Below are 26,617 nucleotides of genomic sequence, written 5' to 3'. Positions count from 1 at the left end.
AGGTCATCGTCAAGATTAAATTCCGAAACCCCTGATTGCTAACGCAATCAGGGGTTTTGTTTTGGGCGGTCGAAAACCCAAACCGGCCCAAGGCTGCCGACAAATTTGCACAGTTATTTCTGAACCAGACCATTAGAATAGGCACCTAACCTTTTTTAGAGTTCGAGCCCTATCTATGCCCGATCCGGTTGATACCGTCGAGGTGTCGCAGTTACCACTGGAGGATCTGGTGGCATGCCATGAGTGCGACTTGCTGATGCGCAAACCCGCACTCGCCCTCGGTGAAAAAGCCCAATGCCCACGTTGCGGTTACGAGCTCTACGCTCATCGCCACAACGTGGTTGAGCGAAGCCTCGCCTTGGTGCTGGCGGCACTGTTGCTGTACATCCCGGCGAACTTTTTACCCATCATGCAGCTCAATCTTCTCGGGCAGTCCTCGGAGGACACCGTTTGGAGCGGCGTGGTCGGTCTGTTCGATACCGGCATGCAAGGTGTCGCGGCTGTGGTTTTCCTGTGCAGCATGGGCATTCCGCTGCTCAAACTGCTTTGCCAATTGGCGGTGTTGCTCAGTATCCGTTGGAACATCGGCCGCAGTTATGGCCTGTTGCTCTACCGCATTTACCATCACCTCAAGGATTGGGGGATGTTGGAGGTTTACCTGATGGGCGTGCTGGTCGCGATCGTCAAGCTCGCGGACATGGCCTCCATCACCATTGGCGTGGGGCTTGTCTGCTTCGTCAGCCTATTAGTGGTTCAAGTATTGCTGGAGGTGGTGATGTCGCCCCACCAGATCTGGCAAGCGCTTTCAGGAGAGGATGATCATGCGGGCGATTGATGCAGGCATTCTGATTTGTACCGAATGCCACGAGCTGAACAAGCAAGAGGCTGATACCGATGAGCAGCTGTGCACCCGTTGCGGTGCGCTGATCCATGCGCGTCGCCCCAACAGCCTTGTGCGTACCTGGGCGTTGCTGATCACTGCAGCAATCCTGTATATCCCGGCTAATCTGTTGCCAATCATGACCATCAACTCTCTCGGACAGGGTGATCCCAGTACTATCATGGCGGGCGTGATTCAGCTGGTGCAGCACGGAATGTTTCCCATCGCTGCAGTGGTGTTTATCGCCAGCATTCTGGTGCCGACGTTCAAGCTGGTGGGCATTGGCCTGTTGCTGTTCTCGGTGCAGCGCCATCAACCGCTGTCCGCACAACAACGCATTATCATGTACCGCTTTATCGAATTCATTGGCCGCTGGTCCATGCTGGATATCTTCGTGATCGCCATCCTGGTGGCGGTTGTTAACTTTGGGCGACTTGCCAGTGTCGAGGCCAACCTTGGTGCTGCAGCGTTTGCCAGTGTGGTGATCTTGACGATGCTTGCCGCAGTAACTTTTGATCCCCGACTGATTTGGGATAACACGGAGTCGGACGACGACCATGAGTGATTTGCCTAAAGCTAAAACCCGCCCGGCCTCCAATTGGTCGGCCATTTGGGTACTCCCCCTGATTGCACTGATCATCGGCGGCTGGCTGGGATGGCGTGCCTATTCCCAACAGGGCCTCGAGATCCAGGTGCGCTTTGAAAGCGGCGAGGGCATCCAGGTCAACAAAACCGAAGTGGTCTACAAAGGCATGACGGTGGGCAAGGTCAAAGCCTTGGCCCTGGATGACGAAGGCAGCAATCGCGGGGTGATCGCCACCATCGAGATGAACAAGGACGTCGAGCAATACCTCAAGACCAACACACGCTTCTGGCTGGTAAAACCCAGCGTCAGCCTCGCCGGTATTACTGGCCTGGAAACTCTGGTCTCGGGTAACTACATTGCCGCCAGCCCTGGCGACGGCGAGCCCACGCGCAAATTCAAGGCGCTCTCCGAAGAACCACCGTTATCTGACGCCAAGCCTGGCCTGCACTTGACCCTTAAAGCCGATCGCCTCGGCTCGCTCAATCGCGGCAGTCCGGTGTTCTACAAACAGATCCAGGTTGGCCAAGTCAAAAGCTACCTGCTGTCCGAGGACCAGAGCACCGTCGAGATCAAGGTCTATATCGAGCCGACTTACGCCAGTCTCGTACGCAAACACACGCGTTTCTGGAACGCCAGCGGCATCAGCATCGATGCCAACCTGTCCGGCGTAAAAGTGCGCAGCGAGTCGCTGTCCAGCATCGTCGCCGGCGGTATCGCGTTCGCCACCCCTGAAAATCGCAAGGACAGCCCGCCGACGGATCCGAGCCTGCCTTTCCGTCTTTATGAGGATTTCGACGCCGCCGCCGCCGGCATCAAGGTCAAGGTCAAGCTCACCGACTTCGAAGGCCTGCAGGCCGGGCGCACCCCGGTCATGTACAAAGGGATCCAGGTCGGCAGCCTGAAAACCCTGAAGATTGACCCGGACCTGTCCAGCGCCCATGCCGAGCTGACCCTCGACCCGCTCGCCGAAGACTACCTGGTGCAGGACACCCAGTTCTGGGTGGTCAAGCCGTCCATCTCCCTGGCCGGCATCACCGGCCTGGAGGCGTTGGTAAAGGGTAACTACATCGCCATCCGGCCAGGCGACAAAGGCAGCGCACCGCAACGTGAGTATGTTGCCCGCGCCAAAGCGCCACCTCTGGATTTGCGCTCCCCCGGCCTGCACATGGTGCTGTTCACCGATAACCTCGGCTCACTGGATGTCGGCAGCCCGATCCTCTACAAACAGGTCAAGGTCGGTTCGGTGCAGAGCTACCAGTTTTCGCGCAAGAACAAGCAACTGGTGATCGGCGTTCACATCGAGAAGGAATACGAAAACCTGGTCAACGGTTCGACGCGTTTCTGGAACGCCAGCGGCGTCACCTTGACCGGCGGCCTCACCGGCGGCATCCAGGTGAAGAGTGAATCCCTTGCCAGCCTGATGGCTGGCGGTATCGCCTTCGAAACCCCGGAACAGAATGTGCCGTTGAAAAAACGTATCCCGCGTTTCCGTCTGTTTGCCGATCGCGAAGCGGCCAACCAGCATGGCACCCTGGTGACCATCAAGGTTGATCGCGCCGACGGTCTGCGCCCTGGCACGCCAGTACGTTTCAAAGGTCTCGACGTGGGCAAGATCGAGAACGTCGACCTCAGCGCCGACATGCAGTCGGTGCTGCTCAGTGCAAGGATCACCCAAGTGGCTGATCGCATCGCACGCAGCGGCAGCCAGTTCTGGGTGGTCAAGCCTGAGCTGGGCCTGATGAAAACAGCGAACCTGGAGACTCTGGTCACCGGCCAGTACATCGAAGTGCAACCCGCCGTGAAAAATGCCGGGCCGCAAAAGAGCTTCGTCGCGTTGGACAAACCACCAGAGGCTGTTCACCAGCAAGAAGGCCTGAGCCTGGTCCTCAGTGCCGCACGCCGTGGTTCGCTGAAGGAAGGCGTGCCGGTCACTTACCGTGAAGTCACTGTAGGTAAAGTTACCGGTTACGAACTGGGCCAAACCGCCGACCGCGTGTTGGTTCATATCCTGATCGAACCTAAATATGCACCGCTGGTGCGCAGTGGCAGCCGCTTCTGGAATACCAGTGGGTTCGGTTTGGACTTCGGCTTGTTCAAAGGTGCGACGGTGCGCACGGAATCCCTGGAGACGCTGGTGGCCGGCGGCATTGCCTTTGCCACACCGGAGGGCGAGCGCATGGGCAATGCGGCGCGACCGCAGCAGACGTTCCCGTTGTTTGACAAGTTTGAGGATGAGTGGCTGACCTGGGCGCCTAGAATCCCGCTCGGCAAATAGACCGAGGCGCGGCCATCGCGGGCAAGCCCGGCTCCCACAGGGATATGCATTCCAATGTGGGAGCCGGGCTTGCCCGCGATGAGGCCCTCAACATCACTGCAAAACCCCAGCCCATAAAAAAGGCCGCGATCCATACAGATCGCGGCCTTTTGCATTTCAGCGCAGTGGCTTAAACCTCATCCAACTCCGGCTCATCCGCCTGCACATTCACCGTCGCCTTCACTACGTCGTGGCGACGGATGTACTTCCAGTCCGCCTCATCAATGTAGATACCATTCGGCCCGCTGCCGCCTTCCAGGTCGATCGCCACCTGGGCGGACACCTGCGGCTTCACACTGGCCAGGATCGGCACAAAGCCCAGCTGCAAACTGGTTTCCAGCAACGCCGCCTGGTTCTTCTCGTCGATGTCCGCCGCTTCGTCGAGGTAGTACGGCAAACGCACGCGCCCGGCCTGGTCGCGGTCCATCAAGTGCAACAACAAGTACATGTTGGTCAGCGCCTTGATGGTCATGGTGGTGCCGTTGGATGCCGCGCCGTCAATGTCGGTGTGGATCACCGGCTGGCCATGCACCTTGGTGATTTCAAATGCCAGTTCGAACAAGTCCTTGAGGCCCAGCTGGTTATGGTTGGCAGCCACAAGACGGGCCAGGTATTCCTTGGCCTCTTCGTTCTTGTTGTCCTGCTCGGCGCTCTGGCTGAGGTCGAACACGGACAGGGTTTCGCCTTCTTCATACTGGCCGGCACTGTGGATGATCTGGTCGATATGCTTGAGGGCTTCCTTGTTCGGCGCCAGCACGATGCGGAAGCTTTGCAGGTTCGATACCTGACGCTTGTTGATCTCGCGGTTGAACAAGGCCAACTGGTGCTCAAGGCTGTCGTAGTCGCTGCGGATATTGCGCAAGGTCCGCGCAATATCGGTAACCGCCGCACGGCGCGCCTTGCCGAGGGTCAGGGCTTCATCGGTGCGGTGCGCATACGCGTTGATCAGCAATTGCAGACGACGCTCCACGTCATCCTCGCTGTCGAACTTGGCCACGCCCTTGAGGCGCACCTGCGCATACAGCGCTTCGATCTGGCCATCAGCACGCAACAAACCTTGCCAGCTGTCCTGGTAGTCATTGAGCAATGGCAACAGGTTGTCCATGGAGTCGTCGACCGGGTCCATGAACGGCGTGCCGAACGGCAAGTCGGCCGGCAACAACTGGCGGCGGCGCAGTGCGTCGTCCAGCGTGCGTTGCTTGGCTTCCATATCACCGATCTGACGGCCGACCAGTTGCAGCTTGGCCGACAACTGCTGGACACGCTCGGTGAAGGCATCACTGGAGCGTTTTAACTCGTCTTGCGCGGCTTCCATCTGCGCCAGGTTTTCCAGCTTCTCGCCTTCTTCCGCGCTCAGGGTTTGTGCACGACGGAAGTCTTCCAGCGCCTTCTGCGCATCCAGCACTTGCTGGTACAGCGCTTCGGTCTGGGTCTTGCTCGCCGCACGGTCAGAGGCTACGGCCTGCTGAGTCTTGAGCTGTTTGAGTTCTTTTTCCAGGCGCTCTTTCTGATCGCGCAACGCCGCGCGATCGGCCAGTGCCTGCAAGGCCGGTGGCTCGATGTGGGAGATGTCGATCGACAGCCCCGGCACTTCAAATTTCTCGCCCTTGAAGCCATCAAGGATCTGCTCCAGGGATTTAACCCACTGGCCGTCCTCATCCAAGGTGATGCCATGCTCACCCAGCGGCAAACTGAACAACGAACTGTTGAACAGGCGCATCAGACGCTCGACGTCCTGCTGTGAAAATTCTTCACGCAGTTTGGCGTAGCTGTTGTTGTCGGCGTGGTCGAGCTGCTGCCTGACCGACTTCAAACGTTTTTCCAGGTCGCGCAAGCGCTCATCCAGGTCCTCAGCGCTGAACTGCCGGGATTGCGCCAGGGCGCCCGCCAATTCATCGTGGGCATCCTTGGCCGCCAGCAGTTGCTGCTCCAGCACCTTGACGTCATCGACCAGCGCAAAGCGATGCTTGAGCACCGACAACTCGCCCAGCCAGCGCTGGATGCCACTGATCTCGCGCTCCAGGCGCATCAGCTCCTGGGTGCCGCCGCGCTGATCGTTTTGCAGCGCGTCCTGCTCGTTACGGTAGTGCTCGGCCTGGATGGTCAGCTCTTCCTTGCGCGCACTGGCGTAGTCCGACCAGGTACCCAGCAACGAATCCAGCAAGGGCGACAGGCGATGTAATTTGCCGCGCAATACATCGCGCAAGCGCACGCCATTGGCGAGTGCCTCAACCAACGGCCCGGCAGCCACCAGCGAGTTGTAGTCCTGCTCCATGCGCCTTACATCACGGAAGGCTTCTTCGCACGCGGCGATGTAGTCCACGCTGCCGGAACGCAGGCTGTGTTCGAACGCGTCCAGGAACAATTGCTTGAGCTTGGCCGCGGTGATTTCACGCATATGCAGCAGGTTGATAAACAGCGCGCGGAAAGTCTTCAGGCTCTGTTCGCTGGTGGAACGCAGCGGAATCAAGGTCAGGTCCAGCGGGATTGACGTGTGCCCGCCCACCAGCAAACGGCGCAGCTCGTCCGGCTTGAGTTCGTAGGCTTTCAGGCCTTCGCGCTCAAGGTTGGTGAACAGCTCTTTCTGACGCAGGCAGGTGTCGTTCTTCTGGTAATGGGCCAAGTCCAGCTTGCCGGCATAGGCAAAGAACTGGTGACCGAAACCACCACCCGGGCCGCGCCCGACCACCCCGATCACGTGGGGGCCGTGGGGCAGCGAGACTTCCACGAGGATGTAGCTGGTGTCGGTGGCAAAGTAGAAGCGCCGCGATTGTTCCAGGGTGTACTTGCCGAAACTCATGTCCGACATGCGCGCCAGGATCGGGAACTGCAAGGCGTTGATCGACGCAGATTTACCCAGGTTATTCGCGCCGTACACCGACAACGGTTCTTCCAGCGGGAACAAGCCCAGGCTGTAACCCGCGGTGTTCAATAGGGCGAAGCGGCGGATGCCGTAGCGTTCCTTACTCATGCGTCGGTCTCCTGTTCTTCGGCAATGGCGCGGGCCAGGGCGTCTTCTTCGCTATCTTCGGCAAAGTCACTCAAGTCCAGCGGGTCATCGGTTTTCAGCAGTTTTTCGTCGCTGTCTTCATCGATGATCACCGGCGCCGGCAATGGCAACACACTGTGTACGCTGGCGGCCAGGTCACGGTCCTGCTGCACCGACAGGCACACATCGAGGAAGCGGTGCATCGGCGGCAGGAAGCGATAGATGCCGTTGTCTTCGCTGGCAAACCCCAGTTGGGTCATGCGGCGCATGATCTTTTCTTCGAGCTCTTCCTGGGTCTGCACTTCGGCCTGGATAAACAGGTCGCGGTACTTTTCCAATAATGACGGCAACTCATCGCGGCCCAGGCTGCCACCGTCGAGCACGGCGATCGGGTCGCGGCCCTGGTCGGCCAGGTGTTCGACGATGATGAAGGTGAACAGCGCGAGGCGTTGCGCGGTCTTGTTGACCTGCGCCGCAGCCACGGCAGTGTCTGGTACGAAGTAATAGAAACCGCGTGTGTCACACACCAGCTCAAACCCCAGGGCCTTGAACAACGTGCGGTACTGGTCCTGGAAATTAGACAGCTGCGCGTACAGCTCCGGGTCGCGGCGGCTGACGTGGTAACCCTTGAACAGCTCGCGAAAGATCGGTGCCAGCTGGGACAGTTCGGATAGATCAAGATGCATAAGGCGTGCTCGCAGAATTCTCGGTGGCATCGGTGCCAGCCGGGAGCAGGGCGAATGAGCGCAGGCTGACCTGGTGCTCGTGTGTGTGGTAGTCGCGGCGTTCCAGGCGTTCGCGCTTGAAGCGTTTTTCGCGCGAGAGCCGTGAGAACCAGTACAGCAATTCATCGGTGGCGCCGTCCGGTTCCTGCTCCAGCAGCCAGGTCATCAGGTCCGGCATCGGCAACGCGTCTTCGCAGCGCTCGAGCATTTCCTTGACCGTGCGCGGCGCACGTTGGGCTTCGCCCTTGTGGGATTTGTGCGCCTTGGGAAAACGCGCCGGTTTCGGCTCGAAATTGGCCAGGGCATACACGTACGCTTCGACCTGGCTGGCACTGCCCAGGAAAGTACTTTGCGGGCGTGTAAACATTGGCATCGCCGCTTGCGGCACCGCGTCCAGGCCTTTACGGCGAATGGCCGACAAGGCCAGCGCGGCGCCACGGGTTACGGCGTTATGGCGGCGCGCTTCTTCGCGCAGCGGTAGCAGCAGTTCGCGGGCATGGCGCAAGGTCAACTGGGCGCTGGTTTGCATTTCGAGGATGCGCGCGTGGGTGCGCAGCAGCATGTCGTCGTCCACCAGGTGGCCGAGTCGCTGCTGCTCGGTGAGCATGCGCAGCAGCACGTTCTCGACCTTGCGCACGCCTTGCTCAAAGGCGCCGTCGGCGTTCACCAGTTGGATCATCGGTTCTACGTATTCGTCCCAGGTCGCCAATACCTCAGCGTAACGCTGGCGCAACGGGATCTGCCGGTCGCTGGTCTTGGCGCGGTCGGCCACGGCCGCCAGGGCCTGTTCGTCGTTGGCGAGTTTTTTCAGCACGTCCCGCACACGCATATCCAGCAAGCGCAGTTGGCGGGCCAGGTCGTGGCCATCACGGATGTCGAAGGCGTCCTGGATGTAACCGGCCAGGCGCTCGAGGTGGCGCAGGTAGGCTTCGATTTCCAGGCACAGGCCAAGCCGGTGCTCCTTGCGAAGATAGGCGAGGAAGTCGTGGATCTGTGCGTTGAGCTCGAAACGGTTCGGGCTCTTGGCGACAGGCACCAGGATATCCAGGCGAATCCACACGTCCAGCAGGCTGGTGATGTCCTGTGGCGTGCTGTCCAGTTGTTGGGCCGCCAGTTGTGCGCGCAGCTCGCTCAGGCTCAAGGTGCCTTGGTCGAAGTGTTCGCACAGTGGCTCAAGCAGGGCCCAGTGTTCGGCGAGGGCGCGCAAGACGCGCTTGGGTTCGATCATCGGAATGGCCAGCTGGTTGGCGAATAAAAGTCGCGATTGTACTGCATCAGGCGCGGGATTTATCCACAGCCGGTCAGTGCGCAGTGGGCGATTGTTACCGAACAGCGGTAGAATCCCTGCTCTTTAGTTATCCACAAGTGGCCGAGCTGTGCTTATCGAGTCCCGACGTCGCGCTTACTTGACCGCCATGCAGGTGGTCAACTGGCTGCCCCGCACCGAACTGCCGTTTGCCGCCCCGTCGCGGCCCGAGCTGCTGCAGGCGCTTGAGCCCTATGAGGCGTTCGAGGTGTCGGGCGAGGAAGCCGCTGCGCCGGTGGCGGTGGTCAAACCCACGCCAGAGGCTCGCCCAGCTGTCGAGCGCGTGAAAGTTGAAGTGCCGCGCCCGTCTCCCGTGGCCAAGCCCGTGGCGGCCGAAGCGCCAGCGCCGGTGGCCAAGGCTGCGGTGGTGCCGCCGCCACGTTTCGCCCTGCAGTTACTGCGGGCCGGGCGTTGCCTGCTGCTGGTGGAACTGCCCACCGGCGAGCGTTTTCAGACCCGCGACCCGGCCTACATGCTGCTAAAAGACATGCTGCGCGCCGCCGGCCTGCCCGACAGCCCGCAAATCGTCGGCGACCCCGTGCGCTGGCCACTGCTGGTGCGCGGCAACATGGACCAGGGCCCCGACGCCGCACGGGATTTCGTCCAGGGTTTTGTCTCGGCGCGCCTGGAAGACGAACCCTGCGTATGCCTGTGGCTGATCGGCCTGCCTGCCGTGCGTTTTGCCGGTGAGGCGAACGCCGAGGCCTGGTATCGCGAGCTGCAGGTCGAAGGCCTGGGCTCGGTATGGGCCTTGCCGGGCCTGGAATTATTAATGGAAGAGCCACAGCGTAAGGCTGATGTCTGGCAAGCCATGCGCCGGCTGATGGCGCGCTGGAAAAGTACCGATGAGTGAAGCTTTATCGTTCCGCCCGATGACCGAGGCGGACCTCGATGCTGTCCTTAAGATTGAATACGCGGCGTTCAGCCATCCTTGGACCCGTGGGATTTTTCTCGATGGGCTGGGCAAGTACCAGATCTGGCTGATGTTTGAAGGTGAGCAGCAGGTGGGCCACGGTGTGGTGCAGATCATCCTGGATGAAGCGCACTTGTTGAATATCACCGTCAAACCGGAAAACCAGGGCCGTGGCCTGGGGTTGGCGCTGCTGGAGCACCTGATGTCCCGCGCTTACGCCGCCAATGCGCGGGAGTGCTTCCTGGAAGTGCGTGACAGCAATACCGGCGCATTCCGGCTGTATGAGCGCTACGGCTTCAACGAAATCGGCCGTCGTCGCGATTACTACCCGGCCGTGGGTGGGCGCGAAGATGCCGTCGTCATGGCTTGCACCCTGGTCGACTAAGAATAAAACCCGATGTGCAAGCCGGCCCCTGTGGGAGCTGGCTTGCCTGCGATAGCATCACCTCGGTCCGGCTGAATACCGAGGCGCCTGCATCGCGGGCAAGCCCGGCTCCCACAGGGGAAGTATTCACAGGCTCAACGGTGTTGTGTCAGCGGTTACCGTCTATCGGGTCAATATCTGCCAATTCGGCCTCATCCAACCCATTCCCGCCGCCAATCTCGTCCTCATCCACAATGCTCAGGTCATAATCCGCCGGATTATCCTCACCGGCCTCACGAGCATCCCGCGCGCCATCCTCATGGATCAGCGTTTCCGGGCTCATGTCATCATCCGTGGACTCATGATCGTCGGTCGAAGCCCCGGTCATGCCGGCTTCACGTACCCGTTCGTCGGGCATCAGGTGTTCGCGCTCGCGGCGCGGCAGCTCATCACCGATTTCCGCGGTCGGCTCTTGCTCGTCAAAATCCAGCTCGCGCATCTCGCCCATGCGGTCTTCGTTGTCATCAATCGGTTCGGGCTGCGTAGCGCCGTAGGGACGTCGTGATTCAGTCATGGCCAATCCTCATACTGTGGGGCTTATAGTGTGTGGACAGGCACGGCGCCCTAAAGATTCAAGCTAATTGCGCCTGGGCGTGACCCGGACGAGCGGTTGTCTGTCACAAAGCTGCGCATCATTCCTGAGGCTTTCCCTGATGAACGAACTACAAGACCTGCTTGATAACAACGAACGCTGGGCGGATGCGATCAAACAGGAAGATCCCGAATTCTTCGCCAAGCTCGCCCGCCAGCAAACCCCGGAATACCTGTGGATCGGCTGCTCCGACGCCCGCGTTCCGGCCAACGAAATCGTCGGCATGCTGCCCGGCGACCTGTTCGTGCACCGCAACGTGGCCAACGTGGTGCTGCACACCGACCTCAATTGCCTGTCGGTGATCCAGTACGCGGTGGACGTGCTCAAGGTCAAACACATCCTCGTCACCGGCCACTACGGCTGCGGCGGCGTGCGTGCGTCGATGCAGGACCGCCAGTTCGGCCTGATCGACGGCTGGCTGCGCACTATTCGCGACCTTTACTACGAAAACCGCGAGGTGCTGGCCCAGTTGCCCACCGAAGAGGAGCGGGTGGACCGCATGTGCGAGCTGAATGTGATCCAGCAGGTTGCCAACGTCGGCCACACCAGCATTGTGCAAAACGCCTGGCACCGTGGGCAAAGCCTGTCGATTCACGGCTGCATCTACGGCATCAAGGATGGCCGCTGGAAGAGCTTGAACACCACCATCAGTGGCTTTGAGCAACTGCCGCCGCAATATCGCCTGCGCCCACTGGGCGAAGCCTAAGGCCGTTTGCGCATCCGCCATTGGGCCATGAACGCCTCACCTTCGGCGTTCAACTTCTCTTTGGCGCCGGTGATCCAGCCCCGGCAGTTCAGCTCGCCGCATTGGCAGGCGAACTGCCGGAACAGCGCATCTTCGGTGGTGGCGTAATCCATCGTCAGCAAGGTGCCAGGCGCAATAGGCTGTACGGTCCAGACTTCCAGGTAGGTGGCATCGAAAAACACGTTCGGATTGCACGAGTGCAACATCAGACGTGTGAACCACGGGTCATACAGGTGAATGCGTGACGAGAGCTGCAAGGTGTGCGCACGGCGCTCGCCCAAGGCGTAGCCGGACACTCTGGCAATGCGCACGCGGGTGTCAAAGGCGACGCACGCCTTGAGTGCGGCCCCTATTCCATTCGCATCGCGTACGACCTGGAAGTGCCGGGTCGAAGGGTAGCCTTGTTCAGCGAGCACCGTCTTGAAGGGGTAAAGGCAGTCACTCACAGCGGTTTTAGCCTTATCCATGGCTTGAGTTTTCATAACTCTCCTGGGTTAGGCTGCATCGACCTGCGGTGGGGGCTGACTTCCAGTCTTGCAGCGGATGGGTGCCGTTCAAGACTCGCCGAAGTTGTAGCCGATTTCTACTGTCAGATCTGACAGTAGAAACCGGTTATATTTTGTACGATTTACAGCGCCGGGGCGGTAACAGCGGGGATCGGGGCGGCGTCTTTCAGTTGTTTCAACTGCGCCTTGATGGGCGGGGTGGCGCATTTGGCGTTGGCTTGTTCCGGGGTCAAATTGCGTACCGAGGTGTAGAACAGCTCACAGGTCTGCTCCTTGCGCGTGACTTGCCAGGTATTCATGCACGCCTTGAGCAACACGTTCGGGTCACTGGCAGGTTTCTGGCCCATGCCGGCCTGCCAGCAGGCGGCGCTCAAGTCTTGGCCCATCACTTTCAAACCGGCCTCATCGGCTTTTTGTTCATTGCCGTCATAGCTGGCCGGATCCGCCGCGTACCAGATGTAGCTCGGGTGGTTGGAGCCCAATACCGACACGGTTTTACCGGCAGCCGGGCTGATCTGCGCCAGGCCCAGCACGGCAACGGTCTGGCCGTACTGTTGCTTGATCCAGTTACGCACAGGCGCACCGAACGCGACCATCGGCAATGAGCCGTTGGCGTGCAGGCTCAGCTCCTTGACCATGCGGGTCTGGTAGTCGGCAAAGTAGCTGTAGACGTTTTCCAGGTCCTTGCCCGCATTGGAAGGTGCGGCGATCGGCGCAATATCGATGATGGTCTGGTAGGCCGGTGTTTCCGTGGCCGGGATGCCATTGTCCGTGAGCAAGGTGGCCCAGCGGTCGGTGGTGGCCGATTCCAGGTAGTCCTGGGCCTGGGTCAGCGAGTAGTCGGGCGGGAAGTGCAACAGTTCGATGCTCTTGCGGTTTTCCAGGGCCATGCCCAGCGGCAGGAACAAGTACCAGTTGTAGGCCCATTTGCCGTCGCTGTTAAGTTTGCTGGCGCCCCGATAGGCCAGGTCGGCGGTGTTGAGCAGCGTGGTCAGGGGCTGGCCGTAATGCTCCGGCACGCCGCTGAAGGTGGCTGAGACCTGGCCTTCATGGGTTTTCACACTGACCTTGGCGCGGCTGTACCCGTCGCGCTGCAAGCTCTGGTTCAAATAGTGCTCGGCGGTCTGCTCCAGCGTCCATGGCCGAAAGCAGATCACATTGCAGTTATTGGGGAACGCGAACAGTTGGGTGACGCGTTGCGTGCTGCCCAGTGGTACTTCGATGTCGGCCTGTACAACCGCACTGGCCAGCAGTGCGGCCAGGGTGAAGGACAGCCTGGTCGGTTTAAACATAGTTGGTTCCTTGTCAGCGAAAGCCCGTCTGCGCGGGGTGAAAGCCCACTTGCACACAGTAGCGGTTGACCAGGAAAACCGCGTGCTAAATCGCCGGGCATGTCGCTATTGGATAAGAAAACCTACCGGTTGAACTGCAAGGCGTTGCTCAAATCGCCCATGGGCTTCTGGCCGCGGGCGATCATCGCGTCATCGCGCTGCTTGAGGCCGTCCAGTGTCTCCAGCTGGAACACGCGGGTGATCAGACGCAGGATCGACGCGGTGTCGTAAACCGTATGGTCCACCGTGCCTTTGCGTGCAAACGGCGACACCACCAATGCCGGAACCCGCGTGCCCGGCCCCCAGCGATCGCCTTTGGGCGGGGCTACGTGGTCCCACCAGCCGCCGTTTTCATCGACAGTGACGACCACCACCATGTTTTTCCACTGCGGGCTCTCTTGCAGCACTTTCAAGGCGCGCGCGATATGGCGGTCGCCCGAGGCCACATCGGCGTAGCCGGCGTGCATGTTCAGGTTGCCCTGGGGCTTGTAGAACGTCACGGCGGGCAGCTTGCCGGCCTGGGCATCGGCGAAGAACTTGTTGGTGCCGGAGTCATCGCCCAAACCGCCGTCACGCAAGCGCTTGTCACGCTCGGCACGGTTTTGCGGGCCTTGTTGCTTGAAGTAGTTGAACGGCTGGTGGTGGTACTGGAAGTTGGGAATCTTCGGGATGCCGCCCGAGTCCTTGAACTGGTCCAGGGTCGCCTGCCAGGCACCGGCGTACCAGGCCCAGTCGACGTTCTTTTTCGACAGTTTGTCGCCAATGTGTTCGTGGGTTTGCGGCACCAGCACGTTGGGCAGATCGGGTTTGGAGTAGTCCGGGTTTTGCGGGTCGCGGATCCAGGTCGGCCAATACGGCGGCGCCAGGGTATTCACGCCGTAGCCATCCGGCGTCAGCGCGCTGGGGCCGAACTGCGGCGGGCCGCTCATGGCGCTGGCCGGCGACTTGTCCAGCGGCTTGAGGCGCGGGTCGGTGGGGTCATCGCTTTGCAGCGTGGCTATTTGCGCCTTGGCCACCGATTGTGCGGCATTCGGATAAAACGGCGCGGTGGCGCTGATCAGGTACTGGTGGTTGAGGAACGAGCCACCGAAAGCGCCCTGGAAGAAGTTGTCGCACAGCACAAACTCCTTGGCCACGTCCCACAAGCGCAGGGAATATCGACTCTGGGCGTAGTACCCCATCACCAGGCCACCGGAATCGGCCCAGGCGACAAAGTTGTCGTTCTTGCCGCCATTGATCTGCATCTGGTTCTGGTAGAACACATGCCACAAATCACGAGTGACCAGGCTCAAAGGCAGGTCCTCGGCATTCGGGCCTTTGAGGGCGAATGGCGCGTTGGGCAGGTTTTCCTGGAATTGCACTTCGCTGGGGTAAGTCACCCCGTCCACACTTTGCGGGCCGACTTGCAACACGCCGCCCCAGGCCGGTGGCAGGGTGGTCAGCAAGCTGCCATCACGGTCACGTTGCTGCACGTCGGCTGCGGAGAGCGCCGACAGTGGTTTCTCCACGCCAGGGAAGTCTGCGAACAGGTTATTGAAACTGCGGTTCTCGGCGTAGATCACCACGACTGTCTTCACCTGCTCGTGCAAGGCCTTGTCCAGCTCTTGCGGTGTAAGCGGCCGCACCTCTGGCTTGCCCGCAGGCTCGCTGGTATTGCCGCAAGCACTCAAGGTCGCGCCAACCCCCAGCACCGCCGCGCCCCCGAGGAAACGCCGACGGCTGGTGTCCACGGGCGGTTGGGTTACGGAATCGGGAGAAGGGCGGTCTTCGTGCTCGTCACTCATTGCTGGGCGTTCCTGCTGGCTGATTGTTGCAAGATATTTCGCAGGACGGTAGCAATGCAATGTGACGGAACGAAGACAGCGGCTTGAATGCTGAAGGGCGATTACAACAAGTGCAGTGCCAGTTGGCTGCCCGCGCGCAAGTACTCCACTTGAGCCGTCAACGCATCCTTGACGATGGCCTCACCCGTGTCGGTCCGCGATGAGTGGGAAAGCCTCTACACATTTCATCGGAGAGCGCGCTTTGATGCCCTACGGCATCACCGGCGGCAAATACTTCAACGTCGTCCCCAACGCCCACAACAGAAACAACACCAGCGGCGTGTGCACCAGCAACTGCACAAACGAAAACCCGATCAGATCCCGCGCCTTCAGCCCCAGCACGCCCAGCAGCGGCAGCATATAAAACGGGTTGATCAGGTTCGGCAGCGCCTCAGCCGCGTTATAGATCTGCACCGCCCAGCCCAGGTGGTATTGCAGGTCATTGGCCACTTGCATCACGTAAGGCGCTTCAATAATCCACTTGCCACCGCCCGACGGTATAAAGAAGCCCAGCACCGCCGAGTACACGCCCATCAACAGCGCGTAGGTGTCGTGGGAGGCGATGGAGGTGAAGAACAACGAGATATGGTGCGCCAGGGTCTGGCCGTCACCGCCTTTCACCACGGTCATCAACGCGGCAATCGAGCCATATAACGGAAACTGGATCAGCACGCCCGTGGTGGTCGGCACTGCACGTGCCACCGCATCCAGAAAGCTGCGCGGGCGCCAGTGCAGCAGCGCGCCGACCATGATGAACAGGAAGTTATAGGTGTTAAGCCCCGAAATCGCGCTGATCGCAGGTTTGGTCGAGAACTCATGGAACAACCAGCCCGCCGCCAGCAAGGCCAGCAGAATGGTCAGCAGCGGGCTGTGTTCCAGCCATTCGCCCGGACGCGTCGGCGGTTGTGGTTTAGGCATATTGAAGGCCGGGTCGACGCCACAGGCCTTGGCATCACGGGCACTATTGGGGCCGGGTGCGGTGGCGTAGGCGATGATCAGCGACACCACGATCAGCGCCAGCAACAACACGCCCGATTGCCACAGGAAGATGGTCTCGGTGAACGGGATCATCCCGGTGATCGACAGGATCGACGGCGGCAAACTGGCCGGGTTGGCCTGCAACTGCGCGGCCGACGACGACAGCCCCAGTGCCCACACGGCGCCCAAACCCAAATAAGCCGCAGCACCGGCGGCGCGGTAATCCATGCGCAAATCCGTGCGGCGGGCCAGTGCGCGTACCAACAAGCCACCGAACACCAGGGACAAGCCCCAGTTAAGCAAAGACGCGACCATGGAAATCAACGCGACCCAGGCCACCGCCGAGCGGCCATTCTTGGGGATACGTGCCAGGCGGTCGATCAGCTTTACGGCGGGCGGCGAACTGGCCACCACATACCCGCCGATCACCACAAAGGCCATCTGCATGGTGAACGGGATCAGGCTCCAGAACCCGTCGCCAAATGCCTTGGCGGCTTCGGTCGGCGCGGCACCCATGCCCAGGGTCGCCACGGCAACAATGATCACCGCCAGGGCGGCAAACACCCAGGAGTCCGGAAACCAGCGTTCGGCGAAGTTGGAGCAGCGCAGGGCAAATCGGGCATAGCGGCTTTCTTCGATAGCATCGGCCACGAGTCTTTCCTCTTGTATTTATTATGGGTGTTGGCAGTTTTACGGCATGTTCCGCTACGGGCATTGATATGGGAATGCAGTTATCTTCATCGATCCATGAGGAAAACAAATATATCTGTCGCGATTGCCATCACTGGGCGCAGCTCATAACCTGCACGCCATTTTGTTTGTCTGCCGAGCCTTTACATGACTGCCACCTTTTCCCCACGGGCGCAGCGTTTTTCCCCTTCCGACTACAAAACCCTGGGCCTGGCCGCCCTCGGCGGCGCGCTGGAAATCTACGACTTCATTATCTTTGTGTTCTTTGCGCTGACCCTCAGCCAATTGTTCTTCCCGCCGGAAATGCCCGAATGGCTGCGCCTGCTGCAAAGCTTCGGCATCTTCGTCACCGGCTACCTGGCGCGCCCGCTGGGCGGCATCCTGATGGCGCACTTCGCTGACCATCTGGGACGCAAACGCGTGTTCAGCCTGAGCATCCTGATGATGGCCTTGCCGTGCCTGCTGATCGGGATCATGCCCACCTACGCGCAAATCGGTTATTTCGCCCCGCTGATCCTGCTGGCCCTGCGCGTGCTGCAAGGCGCCGCAGTGGGCGGCGAAGTGCCGAGTGCCTGGACCTTCGTCGCCGAACACGCGCCGCGACACCACCGAGGCTACGCCCTGGGCTTCCTGCAAGCCGGGCTGACCTTTGGCTACCTGCTCGGTGCACTCACCGCCACCTTGCTCGCGCAGATCTTTACCCCCGCCGAGATTCTCGACTACGCCTGGCGCTTCCCGTTTCTGCTCGGCGGTGTGTTCGGCGTGATCGGCGTGTGGCTGCGCCGTTGGCTCAGCGAAACCCCAGTGTTCCTCGAAATGCAGGCTCGCCGCCAGGCTGCCGCTGAAATGCCGTTGCGCACCGTGCTGCGCGACCATCGCGCCGTGTTGCTGCCGGCGATGATCCTCACCTGCGTGCTGACCTCGGCAGTCGTGGTGTTGGTGGTCATCACGCCCACCATGATGCAAAAAACCTTCGGCATGAGCCCCAGCCACACCTTCGCCCTGAGTGCGCTGGGCATCGTCTTCCTCAATATAGGCTGCGTACTCGCCGGTTTGCTGGTCGACCGCATCGGCGCCTGGCGCGCAGTGCTGGTCTACAGCCTGTTGCTGCCGGTGGGCATTGCGGTGCTGTATGCCAGCCTGATCAGCGGCGGCGTGTGGCTGGGCGCGGCGTATGCCGTGGCGGGCTTGAGTTGCGGTGTGGTAGGCGCGGTGCCATCGGTGATGGTCGGCCTGTTCCCGGCGCACGTGCGGGTGTCGGGGATTTCGTTTACCTACAACATTGCCTATGCGTTGTGGGCGAGTACAACGCCACTGTTGCTGATCGCGTTGATGCCGACCAGCCCGTGGATTTGCGTGGGGTATTGCGGGGTGATGGGCGCGGTGGGGGTGGTGAGTGTGGCGCTGTTTGGCAAGCGCCACACCTTGTCCGACTGAGGGTCAGGTCAAAAAGTGCCAGAGCAGCAGCGTACCAACCAGCCCAACCACCGAAACAATGGTCTGCAACACCGACCACACCCAAATCGTCTGTTTCAGTTGCAAACCAAAGTACTCACGCACCATCCAGAACCCGGCGTCGTTGACGTGGCAGAAGAATACCGAGCCCGCGCCGATCGCCAGCGCCACCAATGAGCTTTGGGTTGCGGCCAGCCCGGCCATCATCGGCGCGAGGATACCCGCCGTGGTGGTAGTAGCGACCGTCGCCGAGCCGGTGGCCTGGCGCAGGGCTACGGCAATCAACCACGCCAGCAGCAGATACGGCATGTGCGCGCCTTCGGCGACCTTGCTGATGGTCTGGCTGACACCGGCGTCCAGCAGGGTTTGCTTGAGGCCGCCGCCGGCGCCGATGGTCAGCAGTAACACGGCGATGGGCGCGAGGGCTTTGCGCAGGGTGTTGCCGACTTCGGCACGCGGCATGCCGGCGGCCCAGCCCAGGCAGATGACGGCAGCGATCACGGCCAGGCCGAGGGCGATCAGCGGTTCACCGAGGAACTTCAAGGTCAGGCCGACGGTGCTTTCGGCTGGCAGTGCGACTTTGGCCAAGGTGCTGCCGAGCATTAAAATCACCGGCAACAAAATGATCAGCAGCGACACGCCAAAGCTCGGCTGGCGCGGCGCCTTGGGCGGTGCGCTGAACAGCGCGCCGATGTCGGCCGGCTCATCCACGTGCAGGCGCTTGGACAGCCAGTTGCCATAGAGCGGGCCAGCGAGAATCACCGCCGGCACCGCCAGGCAGAAGCCCAGCAGCATGGTCAGGCCCAGGTCGGCGTGCAACGCGCTCACCGCAATCAACGGCCCCGGGTGCGGTGGCATCAGGGCGTGCAGGGTAGTCATGCCCGCCAACGCCGGGATGGCGATTTTCAGCAGTGGCTGGTTCGAACGCTTGGCCATCACGAAGATGATCGGCACCATCATCACCAGGCCGACTTCGAAGAACAGCGGCAATCCAATCACCATGGCCACCAGCGCCATCACCCAAGGCAGTGACTTGCCTTTGCCCAACCCGAGCAGGGTAGTGGCGATGCGGTCGGCCGCGCCGGATTCGGCCATCAGTGCGCCGAGCATCGAGCCCAGGGCAATGATGATCCCGGCTTCACCGAGGATCGCCCCGGCGCCTTTGCTGAAGGCTTTGGCGACTTCTTCAGGCGGTAGCCCTGCGCCCACACCGGCAATGAACGTACCGATCAGGATCGACAGGAATGGCGGCAGTTTGGTCGCGCTGATCAACACAATGATGCTGGCGATGGCCAGCAGAACGCAGAACATGAGGCGGGTGTCGTGAACCACCCACGCCGCAGTCGATAACTCCAAAACGGGACTCCTTATCGAACAGGTTGGTTAATTTGTTTCTTTTTGTTTCCTGCTCGAAAAGCATACCTGATAGAACCGCCGCAGCGCTTGCATGGGCGATTTTGGTGCGCTCAATTTAACGATGAGCTGGCGGGCGCGTGACAAGTTTGCAAGGTATGCGCGGGAATTTGGCCTATAGCTCTATGATCAACAGACTACAAACCACGAGGACATTTCATGAGCGCAGGACACAGCCACGCCCAAGTACGCGCCGGCCACGAACGCAAGTTATGGATGGCCCTGGGGCTGACCGGCAGCTTCATGATTGCCGAGGTTATCGGCGCTTTTATCACCGGTAGCCTGGCGCTGTTGTCCGACGCCGCGCACATGATGACCGACGCCCTGGCCCTGGCGATTTCCCTGGTGGCCATTCAGGTCGCCAAGCGTGCGGCCGACCGCAAGCGCACTTTTGGTTATGCGCGTTTCGAGATCCTGGCGGCGGCATTCAATGCGCTGCTGCTGTTCGCCGTAGCGTTTTACATCCTTTACGAGGCCTATCAACGGTTGCAGGCGCCGGCCGAAATCCAGTCCGCCGGCATGCTGGTGATTGCGGTATTGGGGCTGATCGTCAACCTGATCGCCATGCGCCTGCTCAGTGCTGCCAGCGGTGAGAGCCTGAATGTGAAGGGCGCTTATCTGGAGGTCTGGAGCGACATGCTCGGTTCTATCGGCGTGATCATCGCGGCGCTGGTGATCATGTTTACCGGCTGGGGTTGGGTCGACTCCGTGGTGGCGGCGGCGATTGGTTTCTGGGTGTTGCCACGCACCTGGACGCTGCTCAAGGAAAGCATGAATGTCCTGCTGCAGGGCGTGCCGGACGGCATGGATATCGATCAGGTTGAGCAGGCCATTCGCAGCGTGCCTGGAGTCAATGACGTACACGACCTGCATATCTGGGCGCTGACCAGCGGCAAGAATGTGCTGAGCACGCATTTGGTTGCGGATTCGTCCCAAGGCACCGAGCAACAGATCCTCACGCGGGTGACGGAATTGCTGCACGAACAATTCGATATTTCCCACGTCACCTTGCAGGTCGAAGGCGAAGGTTTTCATCACGACGACCCTGACGAGGTGCACGCTTGAGCCTGTGCCTGTCGGATTTGTAATCTTTGCTCCACCGCTCTGATAAGTCGCGAAAGCTACATTGCCCCCGCTGGGAAACCTCAGCGACTTCATGGGCGTGGAACTCTCGTTATGGCACTTTCGTTTAGAACATTTTTGGGGGGCGCAGCGTTGTGGGTAGCGGCGAACGCTGCCCAGGCGCAAACCCTGACTCTTGATTCAGCCCTGCAAACCGCCTTCGCCAACAACCCCGACCTTGCCGCCGCGCAATGGGAAATCGATATTGCCGAGGGCGGCCGCCAGCAGGCGGGTTTGATCCCCAATCCAGTGGCTTCCTGGGATGCCGAAGACACCCGCCGCAACTCGCGTACCACCACGATAAAACTCAGCCAGACTTTGGAGCTGGGTGGTAAGCGTGGGGCGCGTATCGATGTGGCAACGCGCGCTCAGGATGCCGCCGCGTTGACGTTGGAGCAACGTCGCAACGGCCTGCGCGCCGATGTGATCGACAGCTACTACGGCGCCCTGCGAGCCCAGGAACGCCTCGACCTGGCGCAACGCTCGATGGCCTTGGCCGAGCGCGGCCTGGTGGTCGCCAATGGTCGCGTCAAGGCTGGCAAGTCGTCGCCGGTGGAGGCCACTCGCGCTCAGGTGCAACTGTCGGAGATCCGCCTTGAACTGAACCGCGCGCAGATCGGCCTCACGGATGCCTACCGCCGTCTCGCCGCCAGCACCGGCAGCGCCAACCCTGACTTTCAGGCGGTCGCCACGCAAAGCCAATCCGCGCCACCGTTGCCGCCCTCCGCACCCTTGCTGGCGCGCCTGGAGCAAACCACTGAGTTGCGCCTGGCCGAACTGCACATCCAGCAAAGCGAGGCCAGCGTGGGCCTGGAAAAAGCCCAGCGGATTCCCGACCTCGATGTATCGATCGGCAGCCAGTACGACGCCAGCGTGCGTGAACGTGTGAACGTGGTGGGCGTGTCGATGCCGATCCCATTGTTCAATCGCAACCAGGGCAATGTGCTGGCCGCCAACCGCCGCGCCGACCAGGCCCGCGACCTGCGCAACGCCGTCGAACTGCGCCTGCGCACCGAGACCCGCCAGGCCCTGGACCTGTGGCAAACCGCCGATACCGAAGTGCGCGCCTTCAACCAACAGATCCTGCCCGCCGCCCAACGCGCGGTGGACAGCGCCACCCGTGGCTTCGAGATGGGCAAGTTCAACTTCCTCGACGTACTCGACGCCCAACGCACCTTGATCGCCGCACGCACCCAATACCTCGCGGCGACCGCCCAGGCCACGGATGCCTGGGTGCGTATCGAACGGATTTACGGCGACCTCGCCCGGTTTTGATTTTTTCTGGAGTCCTTTATGAAACATACACATGGCGTGGCGCTGGCTGTCGCCCTGGGCTTGATGCTGTCTGGCTTTGCCGTCGCCGATGAAGAAGAAGGCGCGCTTGAACTCACTGAACAGCAGATCCAGGCCGCCGGTATCCAACTCGCCCAGGCGAAACCGCGCTCGATCAGCACGGTGTTGACGCTGCCGGGGGAAGTGCGATTCGACGAGGACCGTACCTCGCACATCGTGCCGCGTGCGGCCGGTGTGGTGGAGGCGGTCAAGGTCAACCTTGGGCAGTCGGTGAAGAAAGGCGAGCTGTTGGCGGTCATCTCCAGCCAGCAAATTTCCGACCAGCGCAGCGAGCTGGCAGCCAGTGAGCGTCGGGTCGAATTGGCGCGCACTACCTTCCAGCGCGAGCGCCAATTGTGGAAGGACGAAATCTCCGCCGAGCAGGATTACCTGCTGGCGCGGCAGACCTTGCAAGAGGCCGAAATCGCTCTGAACAACGCGCGCCAGAAGATGACCGCGCTCAGCGGCAGCGCGGTCCTGGTCGGTGGCAATCGTTATGAACTGCGGGCGCCGTTTGCCGGCGTGGTGGTGGAAAAACACCTCGGCGTCGGCGAAGTGGTCAGCGAGACCAGCAACGCCTTCACGCTCTCGGACCTGTCCCAGGTGTGGGTCACCTTCGGCGTGTTCCCCAAGGATTTGAACAAGGTGCGGGTCGGCAAACCAGTGAAGGTCATCTCCACGGAAATGGGTACCGAGGTGCAGGGCACTGTGGCCTACGTCGGCAATTTGCTCGGCGAGCAGACGCGTACCGCCACCGTGCGCGTGACCGTGCCTAACCCTGATGACGCCTGGCGCCCGGGCCTGTTTGTGACGGTGCAATTGGCCACCGACACCTACCAGGCCAAAGTCACCGTGCCGCAAACCGCGATCCAGACCGTCGAGGACAAACCTTCGGTGTTCGTGCGCACTGCGCAGGGCTTCATCACCCGCCACCTCGAACTCGGTGTGAGCGAAAACGGCTACGTCGAAGTGCGCCAGGGCCTTGAGGTCGGGGCGCAGGTGGCCACCGTCGGCAGCTTCATCCTCAAGTCCGAACTGGGTAAAGGCTCGGCCGAGCACGCCCATTGATCCTGCGAGTGATTCCCCATGTTTGAGCGCCTTATCCAATTTGCCATCGAGCAGCGCCTCATCGTGCTGCTGGCGGTGCTGTTGATGGCCGGTGTCGGCATCGCCAGCTATCAGAAGTTGCCCATCGACGCGGTGCCCGACATCACCAACGTGCAAGTGCAGATCAACTCGGCGGCGGCCGGTTTTTCGCCGCTGGAGACCGAGCAACGCATTACCTTTGCGATTGAAACCGCCATGGCCGGGTTGCCGGGTTTGCAGCAGACGCGCTCGTTGTCGCGCTCGGGGTTGTCCCAGGTGACGGTGATTTTCAAAGACGGCACCGACCTGTTCTTCGCCCGCCAATTGGTCAACGAGCGCCTGCAAGTGGCACGCGGGCAATTGCCGTTGGGTATCGAAACTGCGATGGGGCCGATCTCCACCGGCCTTGGGGAGATTTTCCTGTGGACCGTCGAGGCCGAAGACGGCGCGCGCAAGGACGACGGCACGCCCTACACGCCGACCGACCTGCGCGTGATCCAGGACTGGATCATCAAGCCGCAACTGCGCAATGTGCCGGGCGTGGCCGAAATCAACACCATCGGTGGCTTCGCCAAGGAATACCAGATAGCCCCGGACCCCAAGCGTCTGGCGGCCTACAACCTGACCTTGGGTGATCTGGTCACGGCGCTGGAGCGCAACAATGCCAACGTCGGCGCCGGTTACATCGAGCGCAGTGGCGAGCAATTGCTGATCCGTGCACCGGGTCAGGTGGCGTCGATTGATGATATCGCCAACATTGTCATCACTAGCTCGGATGGCACGCCGATTCGCGTGCGCAATGTGGCGCAGGTCGAAATCGGCCGCGAGTTGCGCACTGGCGCGGCCACCGAAAACGGCCGGGAAGTGGTGTTGGGCACGGTGTTCATGTTGATCGGCGAAAACAGCCGCACCGTGTCCCAGGCCGTGGCGAAAAAACTCGAAGAGATCAACCGCTCACTGCCCGCCGGTGTGGTCGCCGTCACGGTCTACGACCGCACCAACCTGGTGGAAAAAGCCATCGCCACGGTGAAGAAAAACCTCTTCGAAGGCGCGCTGCTGGTGGTCGCGGTGTTGTTTCTGTTCCTGGGCAATATCCGCGCGGCGTTGATCACGGCGATGGTGATTCCGCTGGCAATGTTGTTCACCTTTACCGGCATGTTCACCAACAAGGTCAGCGCCAACCTGATGAGCCTCGGTGCGCTGGACTTCGGCATCATCGTCGACGGCGCAGTGGTGATCGTCGAAAACGCGATCCGCCGCCTGGCCCATGCACAGCAGCGGCATGGGCGGTTGTTAACGCGCAGCGAGCGCCTGCACGAAGTGTTCGCGGCGGCCAAGGAAGCACGGCGGGCGCTGATCTTTGGGCAGTTGATCATCATGGTGGTTTACCTGCCGATTTTCGCCCTCACTGGCGTGGCCGGGAAGATGTTCCATCCCATGGCGTTTACCGTGGTGATTGCGCTGCTGGGCGCGATGATTCTGTCGGTGACGTTCGTGCCCGCCGCAATAGCGCTGTTCGTGACCGGCAAGGTCAAGGAAGAAGAAAACCTGGTGATGCGCACTGCACGTCGGGTCTATGGGCCGGTGCTGGATTGGGTCATGGCGCGTCGTGCCTTGGTATTCGGTTTGGCGGTATTGACCATCGTCGCTTCGGGCGCGGTGGCGAGTCGCATGGGCAGCGAATTTATCCCCAGCCTCAGCGAAGGCGACTTCGCCCAACAGGCTTTGCGCGTACCCGGCACCAGCCTGTCGCAATCGGTGCAGATGCAGCAGCAGCTGGAAAAAATACTGATCGCCCAAGTGCCGGAAATCGAGCGAGTGTTTGCGCGCACCGGCACGGCTGAAATCGCTTCCGACCCGATGCCGCCGAACATTTCCGACAGCTACGTGATGCTTAAGCCGAAGGACCAATGGCCGGATCCGAACAAGTCCCGCGAAGCGCTGATCGCCGATATCCAGCGCGCCAGTGCGATTGTGCCGGGCAGTGCGTATGAATTGTCGCAACCGATCCAGTTGCGTTTTAACGAGCTGATTTCCGGGGTGCGCAGTGACGTGGCGGTGAAGGTGTTTGGCGATGACATGGCGGTGCTCAACAAGACCGCCGGGGAAATCGCCGAAACCTTGCAAAAGCTCGATGGCGCCTCGGAGGTGAAGGTGGAACAGACCTCTGGTCTGCCGGTGCTGACGATCAATATCGAACGTGACAAGGCCGCACGTTTTGGCCTGAATGTGGGCGATGTGCAGGACACCATTGCCGTGGCCGTGGGTGGGCGCCAGGCCGGTACGTTGTACGAAGGCGACCGGCGTTTCGACATGGTGGTGCGGTTATCCGACGCATTGCGCACCGATATCGAAGGCCTGTCGCGGCTGTTGATTCCGGTGCCTGCCCAGGCCGGTAATGCGGCGGGGCAGTTGGGGTTTATTGCCTTGTCCCAGGTGGCGAGCCTGGACCTGGTGCTCGGCCCGAACCAGATCAGCCGCGAGAATGGCAAGCGTCTGGTGATCGTCAGCGCCAACGTGCGTGGGCGTGATATTGGCTCGTTTGTCGAAGAGGCCGAGACGGCCATCACCACCCAGGTGAAGGTGCCTGCCGGTTACTGGACCACCTGGGGTGGCCAGTTCGAACAGTTGAAGGAAGCCTCCGAGCGTTTGCGCATCGTAGTGCCGGTGGCGTTGCTGCTGGTGTTCGGGTTGCTGTTTATGATGTTCAACAACCTCAAGGATGGCTTGCTGGTGTTTACCGGAATCCCGTTCGCCTTGACTGGTGGAATCATGGCGTTGTGGCTGCGCGATATTCCGCTGTCGATCTCGGCGGGTGTGGGCTTTATCGCGTTGTCGGGTGTGGCGGTGCTGAACGGCCTGGTGATGATTGCCTTTATCCGCAACCTGCGTGAAGAAGGGCGTCCGTTAGCGTTGGCGGTCAACGAAGGCGCGCTGACGCGCTTGCGCCCGGTGTTGATGACGGCGCTGGTAGCGTCACTCGGGTTTATCCCCATGGCACTCGCCACCGGCACCGGCGCCGAAGTGCAGCGGCCGCTGGCGACGGTGGTGATCGGCGGGATTATTTCCTCTACGTTGCTGACCTTGCTGGTGCTGCCGGCGCTGTACCAGTGGGCGCATCGCAAGGAGGAATGATGCGTATGCAGTGCAGCAATCAAATGTGGGAGCTGTCGAGCCCCAGCGAGGCTGCGAAGGCGGCGGCACAGGCGAGATATAAGTTGCCTGACCCACCGCTTTCGCAGCCTCGCTGGGGCTCGACAGCTCCCACAGGGGATCGGCTTTGTTGCTTAGATCTCAGTCCGCAAGGCCATCGCGCCATACACAAATCCCCCCAGCAACAAAGATCCAATGTGGGAGCTGTCGAGCCCCAGCGAGGCTGCGAAGGCGGCGGTACAGGCGAGATATAA

20 protein-coding genes are annotated in these 26,617 nt (G+C 60.9%); 11 read left to right on the top strand and 9 right to left on the bottom strand.

All coding sequences use genetic code 11. The annotated features are described in order from the left end of the window. The first annotated feature begins 175 nt into the window (after window positions 1-175). Genes AOA59_RS27835 through AOA59_RS27825 form a run of 3 tightly spaced genes read left to right on the top strand, consistent with a single transcriptional unit; the run spans window position 176 to window position 3,741 of the window. Window positions 176-835, top strand: coding sequence for a paraquat-inducible protein A (locus tag AOA59_RS27835; protein WP_056859193.1), 660 nt, complete (start codon window positions 176-178; stop codon window positions 833-835). After that, window positions 822-1,445 carry a paraquat-inducible protein A gene (locus AOA59_RS27830; protein WP_017134539.1) on the top strand — a complete coding sequence of 208 codons (624 nt, stop codon included), beginning with the start codon at window positions 822-824 and terminating at the stop codon, window positions 1,443-1,445. Before AOA59_RS27835 ends, AOA59_RS27830 begins: the two co-directional genes overlap by 14 nt. Next, window positions 1,438-3,741 (top strand): PqiB family protein, encoded by a 2,304-nt coding sequence (locus tag AOA59_RS27825; protein WP_099489745.1) that lies wholly within the window; start codon window positions 1,438-1,440, stop codon window positions 3,739-3,741. The genes AOA59_RS27830 and AOA59_RS27825 overlap by 8 nt, the downstream gene beginning before the upstream one ends. A gap of 169 nt (window positions 3,742-3,910) precedes the next feature. Here AOA59_RS27825 and mksF read toward each other — a convergent pair whose 3' ends face one another. From mksF to mksB, 3 genes are read right to left on the bottom strand one after another with little or no spacing between them, the layout of a single operon-like run. Continuing rightward, on the bottom strand, window positions 3,911-6,751 hold the full coding sequence (gene mksF / locus AOA59_RS27820; RefSeq protein WP_065929714.1) for an Mks condensin complex protein MksF: 2,841 nt from the start codon (window positions 6,749-6,751) through the stop codon (window positions 3,911-3,913). Continuing rightward, window positions 6,748-7,455, bottom strand: a complete 708-nt coding sequence (gene mksE / locus AOA59_RS27815) for an Mks condensin complex protein MksE (RefSeq protein WP_065929713.1) — start codon at window positions 7,453-7,455, stop codon at window positions 6,748-6,750. The genes mksF and mksE overlap by 4 nt, the downstream gene beginning before the upstream one ends. Further along, on the bottom strand, window positions 7,445-8,722 hold the full coding sequence (mksB, locus tag AOA59_RS27810) for an Mks condensin complex protein MksB (protein ID WP_056859189.1): 1,278 nt from the start codon (window positions 8,720-8,722) through the stop codon (window positions 7,445-7,447). Before mksB ends, mksE begins: the two co-directional genes overlap by 11 nt. 187 nt (window positions 8,723-8,909) lie before the next feature. Here mksB and AOA59_RS27805 point away from each other — a divergent pair, with 187 nt between their 5' ends. Then, window positions 8,910-9,653, top strand: coding sequence for an energy transducer TonB (locus AOA59_RS27805; protein WP_099489744.1), 744 nt, complete (start codon window positions 8,910-8,912; stop codon window positions 9,651-9,653). After that, window positions 9,646-10,098, top strand: coding sequence for a ribosomal protein S18-alanine N-acetyltransferase (gene rimI, locus AOA59_RS27800; protein ID WP_003188286.1), 453 nt, complete (start codon window positions 9,646-9,648; stop codon window positions 10,096-10,098). The genes AOA59_RS27805 and rimI overlap by 8 nt, the downstream gene beginning before the upstream one ends. Before the next feature lie 148 nt (window positions 10,099-10,246). On the opposite strand, the gene AOA59_RS27795 is transcribed toward rimI, so the two are convergent. After that, window positions 10,247-10,651: a hypothetical protein gene (locus tag AOA59_RS27795; protein ID WP_056859187.1), complete on the bottom strand. Its 405-nt coding sequence runs from the start codon at window positions 10,649-10,651 to the stop codon at window positions 10,247-10,249. A gap of 139 nt (window positions 10,652-10,790) precedes the next feature. Here AOA59_RS27795 and can point away from each other — a divergent pair, with 139 nt between their 5' ends. Next, a complete protein-coding gene (gene can / locus AOA59_RS27790; protein WP_017134532.1) occupies window positions 10,791-11,435 on the top strand; it encodes a carbonate dehydratase in 645 nt (214 codons plus the stop codon). Here the strand turns inward: can and AOA59_RS27785 are convergent. From AOA59_RS27785 to AOA59_RS27770, 4 genes are all read right to left on the bottom strand, one after another. Beyond that, window positions 11,432-11,956 carry an SET domain-containing protein-lysine N-methyltransferase gene (locus tag AOA59_RS27785; RefSeq protein ID WP_065929711.1) on the bottom strand — a complete coding sequence of 175 codons (525 nt, stop codon included), beginning with the start codon at window positions 11,954-11,956 and terminating at the stop codon, window positions 11,432-11,434. The two genes, can and AOA59_RS27785, sit on opposite strands and share 4 nt — an antisense overlap. Before the next feature lie 146 nt (window positions 11,957-12,102). Further along, a complete protein-coding gene (locus AOA59_RS27780) occupies window positions 12,103-13,272 on the bottom strand; it encodes a hypothetical protein (protein WP_099489743.1) in 1,170 nt (389 codons plus the stop codon). A gap of 122 nt (window positions 13,273-13,394) precedes the next feature. Next, a complete protein-coding gene (gene acpA / locus AOA59_RS27775; RefSeq protein WP_099489742.1) occupies window positions 13,395-15,095 on the bottom strand; it encodes an acid phosphatase in 1,701 nt (566 codons plus the stop codon). A gap of 249 nt (window positions 15,096-15,344) precedes the next feature. Next, window positions 15,345-16,763 carry a short-chain fatty acid transporter gene (locus AOA59_RS27770; RefSeq protein WP_074854380.1) on the bottom strand — a complete coding sequence of 473 codons (1,419 nt, stop codon included), beginning with the start codon at window positions 16,761-16,763 and terminating at the stop codon, window positions 15,345-15,347. Between the two features lie 186 nt (window positions 16,764-16,949). On the opposite strand from AOA59_RS27770, the gene AOA59_RS27765 reads away from it, so the two are divergent. Then, complete coding sequence (locus AOA59_RS27765; RefSeq protein WP_099489741.1) at window positions 16,950-18,239, top strand: MFS transporter; 1,290 nt, start codon at window positions 16,950-16,952, stop codon at window positions 18,237-18,239. 3 nt (window positions 18,240-18,242) lie between these two features. On the opposite strand, the gene AOA59_RS27760 is transcribed toward AOA59_RS27765, so the two are convergent. Next, complete coding sequence (locus AOA59_RS27760; RefSeq protein WP_099489740.1) at window positions 18,243-19,613, bottom strand: gluconate:H+ symporter; 1,371 nt, start codon at window positions 19,611-19,613, stop codon at window positions 18,243-18,245. Window positions 19,614-19,829: 216 nt separating this feature from the next. Between AOA59_RS27760 and AOA59_RS27755 the strand changes: the two genes are divergently transcribed. From AOA59_RS27755 to AOA59_RS27740, 4 genes are all read left to right on the top strand, one after another. After that, a complete protein-coding gene (locus tag AOA59_RS27755) occupies window positions 19,830-20,735 on the top strand; it encodes a cation diffusion facilitator family transporter (protein WP_065929706.1) in 906 nt (301 codons plus the stop codon). Between the two features lie 111 nt (window positions 20,736-20,846). Further along, a complete protein-coding gene (locus AOA59_RS27750; protein ID WP_099489739.1) occupies window positions 20,847-22,067 on the top strand; it encodes a TolC family protein in 1,221 nt (406 codons plus the stop codon). Between the two features lie 18 nt (window positions 22,068-22,085). Continuing rightward, window positions 22,086-23,192 (top strand): efflux RND transporter periplasmic adaptor subunit, encoded by a 1,107-nt coding sequence (locus AOA59_RS27745; protein WP_099489738.1) that lies wholly within the window; start codon window positions 22,086-22,088, stop codon window positions 23,190-23,192. Window positions 23,193-23,210: 18 nt separating this feature from the next. Further along, the gene (locus tag AOA59_RS27740; protein ID WP_099489737.1) at window positions 23,211-26,345 is read left to right on the top strand and encodes a CusA/CzcA family heavy metal efflux RND transporter; all 3,135 of its coding nucleotides are present in this window, start codon (window positions 23,211-23,213) and stop codon (window positions 26,343-26,345) included. Window positions 26,346-26,617: the final 272 nt, after the last annotated feature.

It is taken from the genome of Pseudomonas sp. 2822-15, from assembly GCF_002742515.1.
Taxonomy (GTDB): domain Bacteria; phylum Pseudomonadota; class Gammaproteobacteria; order Pseudomonadales; family Pseudomonadaceae; genus Aquipseudomonas; species Aquipseudomonas salomonii.
Note: the sequence above shows the minus strand (reverse complement) of the source record. Positions and strands in the feature narration are given on the sequence as shown.

Bases quoted from the DNA above. Each gene is read 5' to 3' on its own strand.
- can (WP_017134532.1), top strand. From the start codon at position 10,791: ATGAACGAACTACAAGACCTGCTTGATAACAACGAACGCTGGGCGGAT.
- AOA59_RS27795 (WP_056859187.1), bottom strand. From the start codon at position 10,651: ATGACTGAATCACGACGTCCCTACGGCGCTACGCAGCCCGAACCGATT.
- AOA59_RS27745 (WP_099489738.1), top strand. From the start codon at position 22,086: ATGAAACATACACATGGCGTGGCGCTGGCTGTCGCCCTGGGCTTGATG.
- AOA59_RS27825 (WP_099489745.1), top strand. From the start codon at position 1,438: ATGAGTGATTTGCCTAAAGCTAAAACCCGCCCGGCCTCCAATTGGTCG.
- AOA59_RS27780 (WP_099489743.1), bottom strand. From the start codon at position 13,272: ATGTTTAAACCGACCAGGCTGTCCTTCACCCTGGCCGCACTGCTGGCC.
- mksE (WP_065929713.1), bottom strand. From the start codon at position 7,455: ATGCATCTTGATCTATCCGAACTGTCCCAGCTGGCACCGATCTTTCGC.
- AOA59_RS27805 (WP_099489744.1), top strand. From the start codon at position 8,910: ATGCAGGTGGTCAACTGGCTGCCCCGCACCGAACTGCCGTTTGCCGCC.
- AOA59_RS27765 (WP_099489741.1), top strand. From the start codon at position 16,950: ATGACTGCCACCTTTTCCCCACGGGCGCAGCGTTTTTCCCCTTCCGAC.
- mksF (WP_065929714.1), bottom strand. From the start codon at position 6,751: ATGAGTAAGGAACGCTACGGCATCCGCCGCTTCGCCCTATTGAACACC.
- AOA59_RS27750 (WP_099489739.1), top strand. From the start codon at position 20,847: ATGGCACTTTCGTTTAGAACATTTTTGGGGGGCGCAGCGTTGTGGGTA.
- acpA (WP_099489742.1), bottom strand. From the start codon at position 15,095: ATGAGTGACGAGCACGAAGACCGCCCTTCTCCCGATTCCGTAACCCAA.
- AOA59_RS27755 (WP_065929706.1), top strand. From the start codon at position 19,830: ATGAGCGCAGGACACAGCCACGCCCAAGTACGCGCCGGCCACGAACGC.
- AOA59_RS27835 (WP_056859193.1), top strand. From the start codon at position 176: ATGCCCGATCCGGTTGATACCGTCGAGGTGTCGCAGTTACCACTGGAG.
- AOA59_RS27830 (WP_017134539.1), top strand. From the start codon at position 822: ATGCGGGCGATTGATGCAGGCATTCTGATTTGTACCGAATGCCACGAG.
- AOA59_RS27785 (WP_065929711.1), bottom strand. From the start codon at position 11,956: ATGAAAACTCAAGCCATGGATAAGGCTAAAACCGCTGTGAGTGACTGC.
- rimI (WP_003188286.1), top strand. From the start codon at position 9,646: ATGAGTGAAGCTTTATCGTTCCGCCCGATGACCGAGGCGGACCTCGAT.
- AOA59_RS27740 (WP_099489737.1), top strand. From the start codon at position 23,211: ATGTTTGAGCGCCTTATCCAATTTGCCATCGAGCAGCGCCTCATCGTG.
- mksB (WP_056859189.1), bottom strand. From the start codon at position 8,722: ATGATCGAACCCAAGCGCGTCTTGCGCGCCCTCGCCGAACACTGGGCC.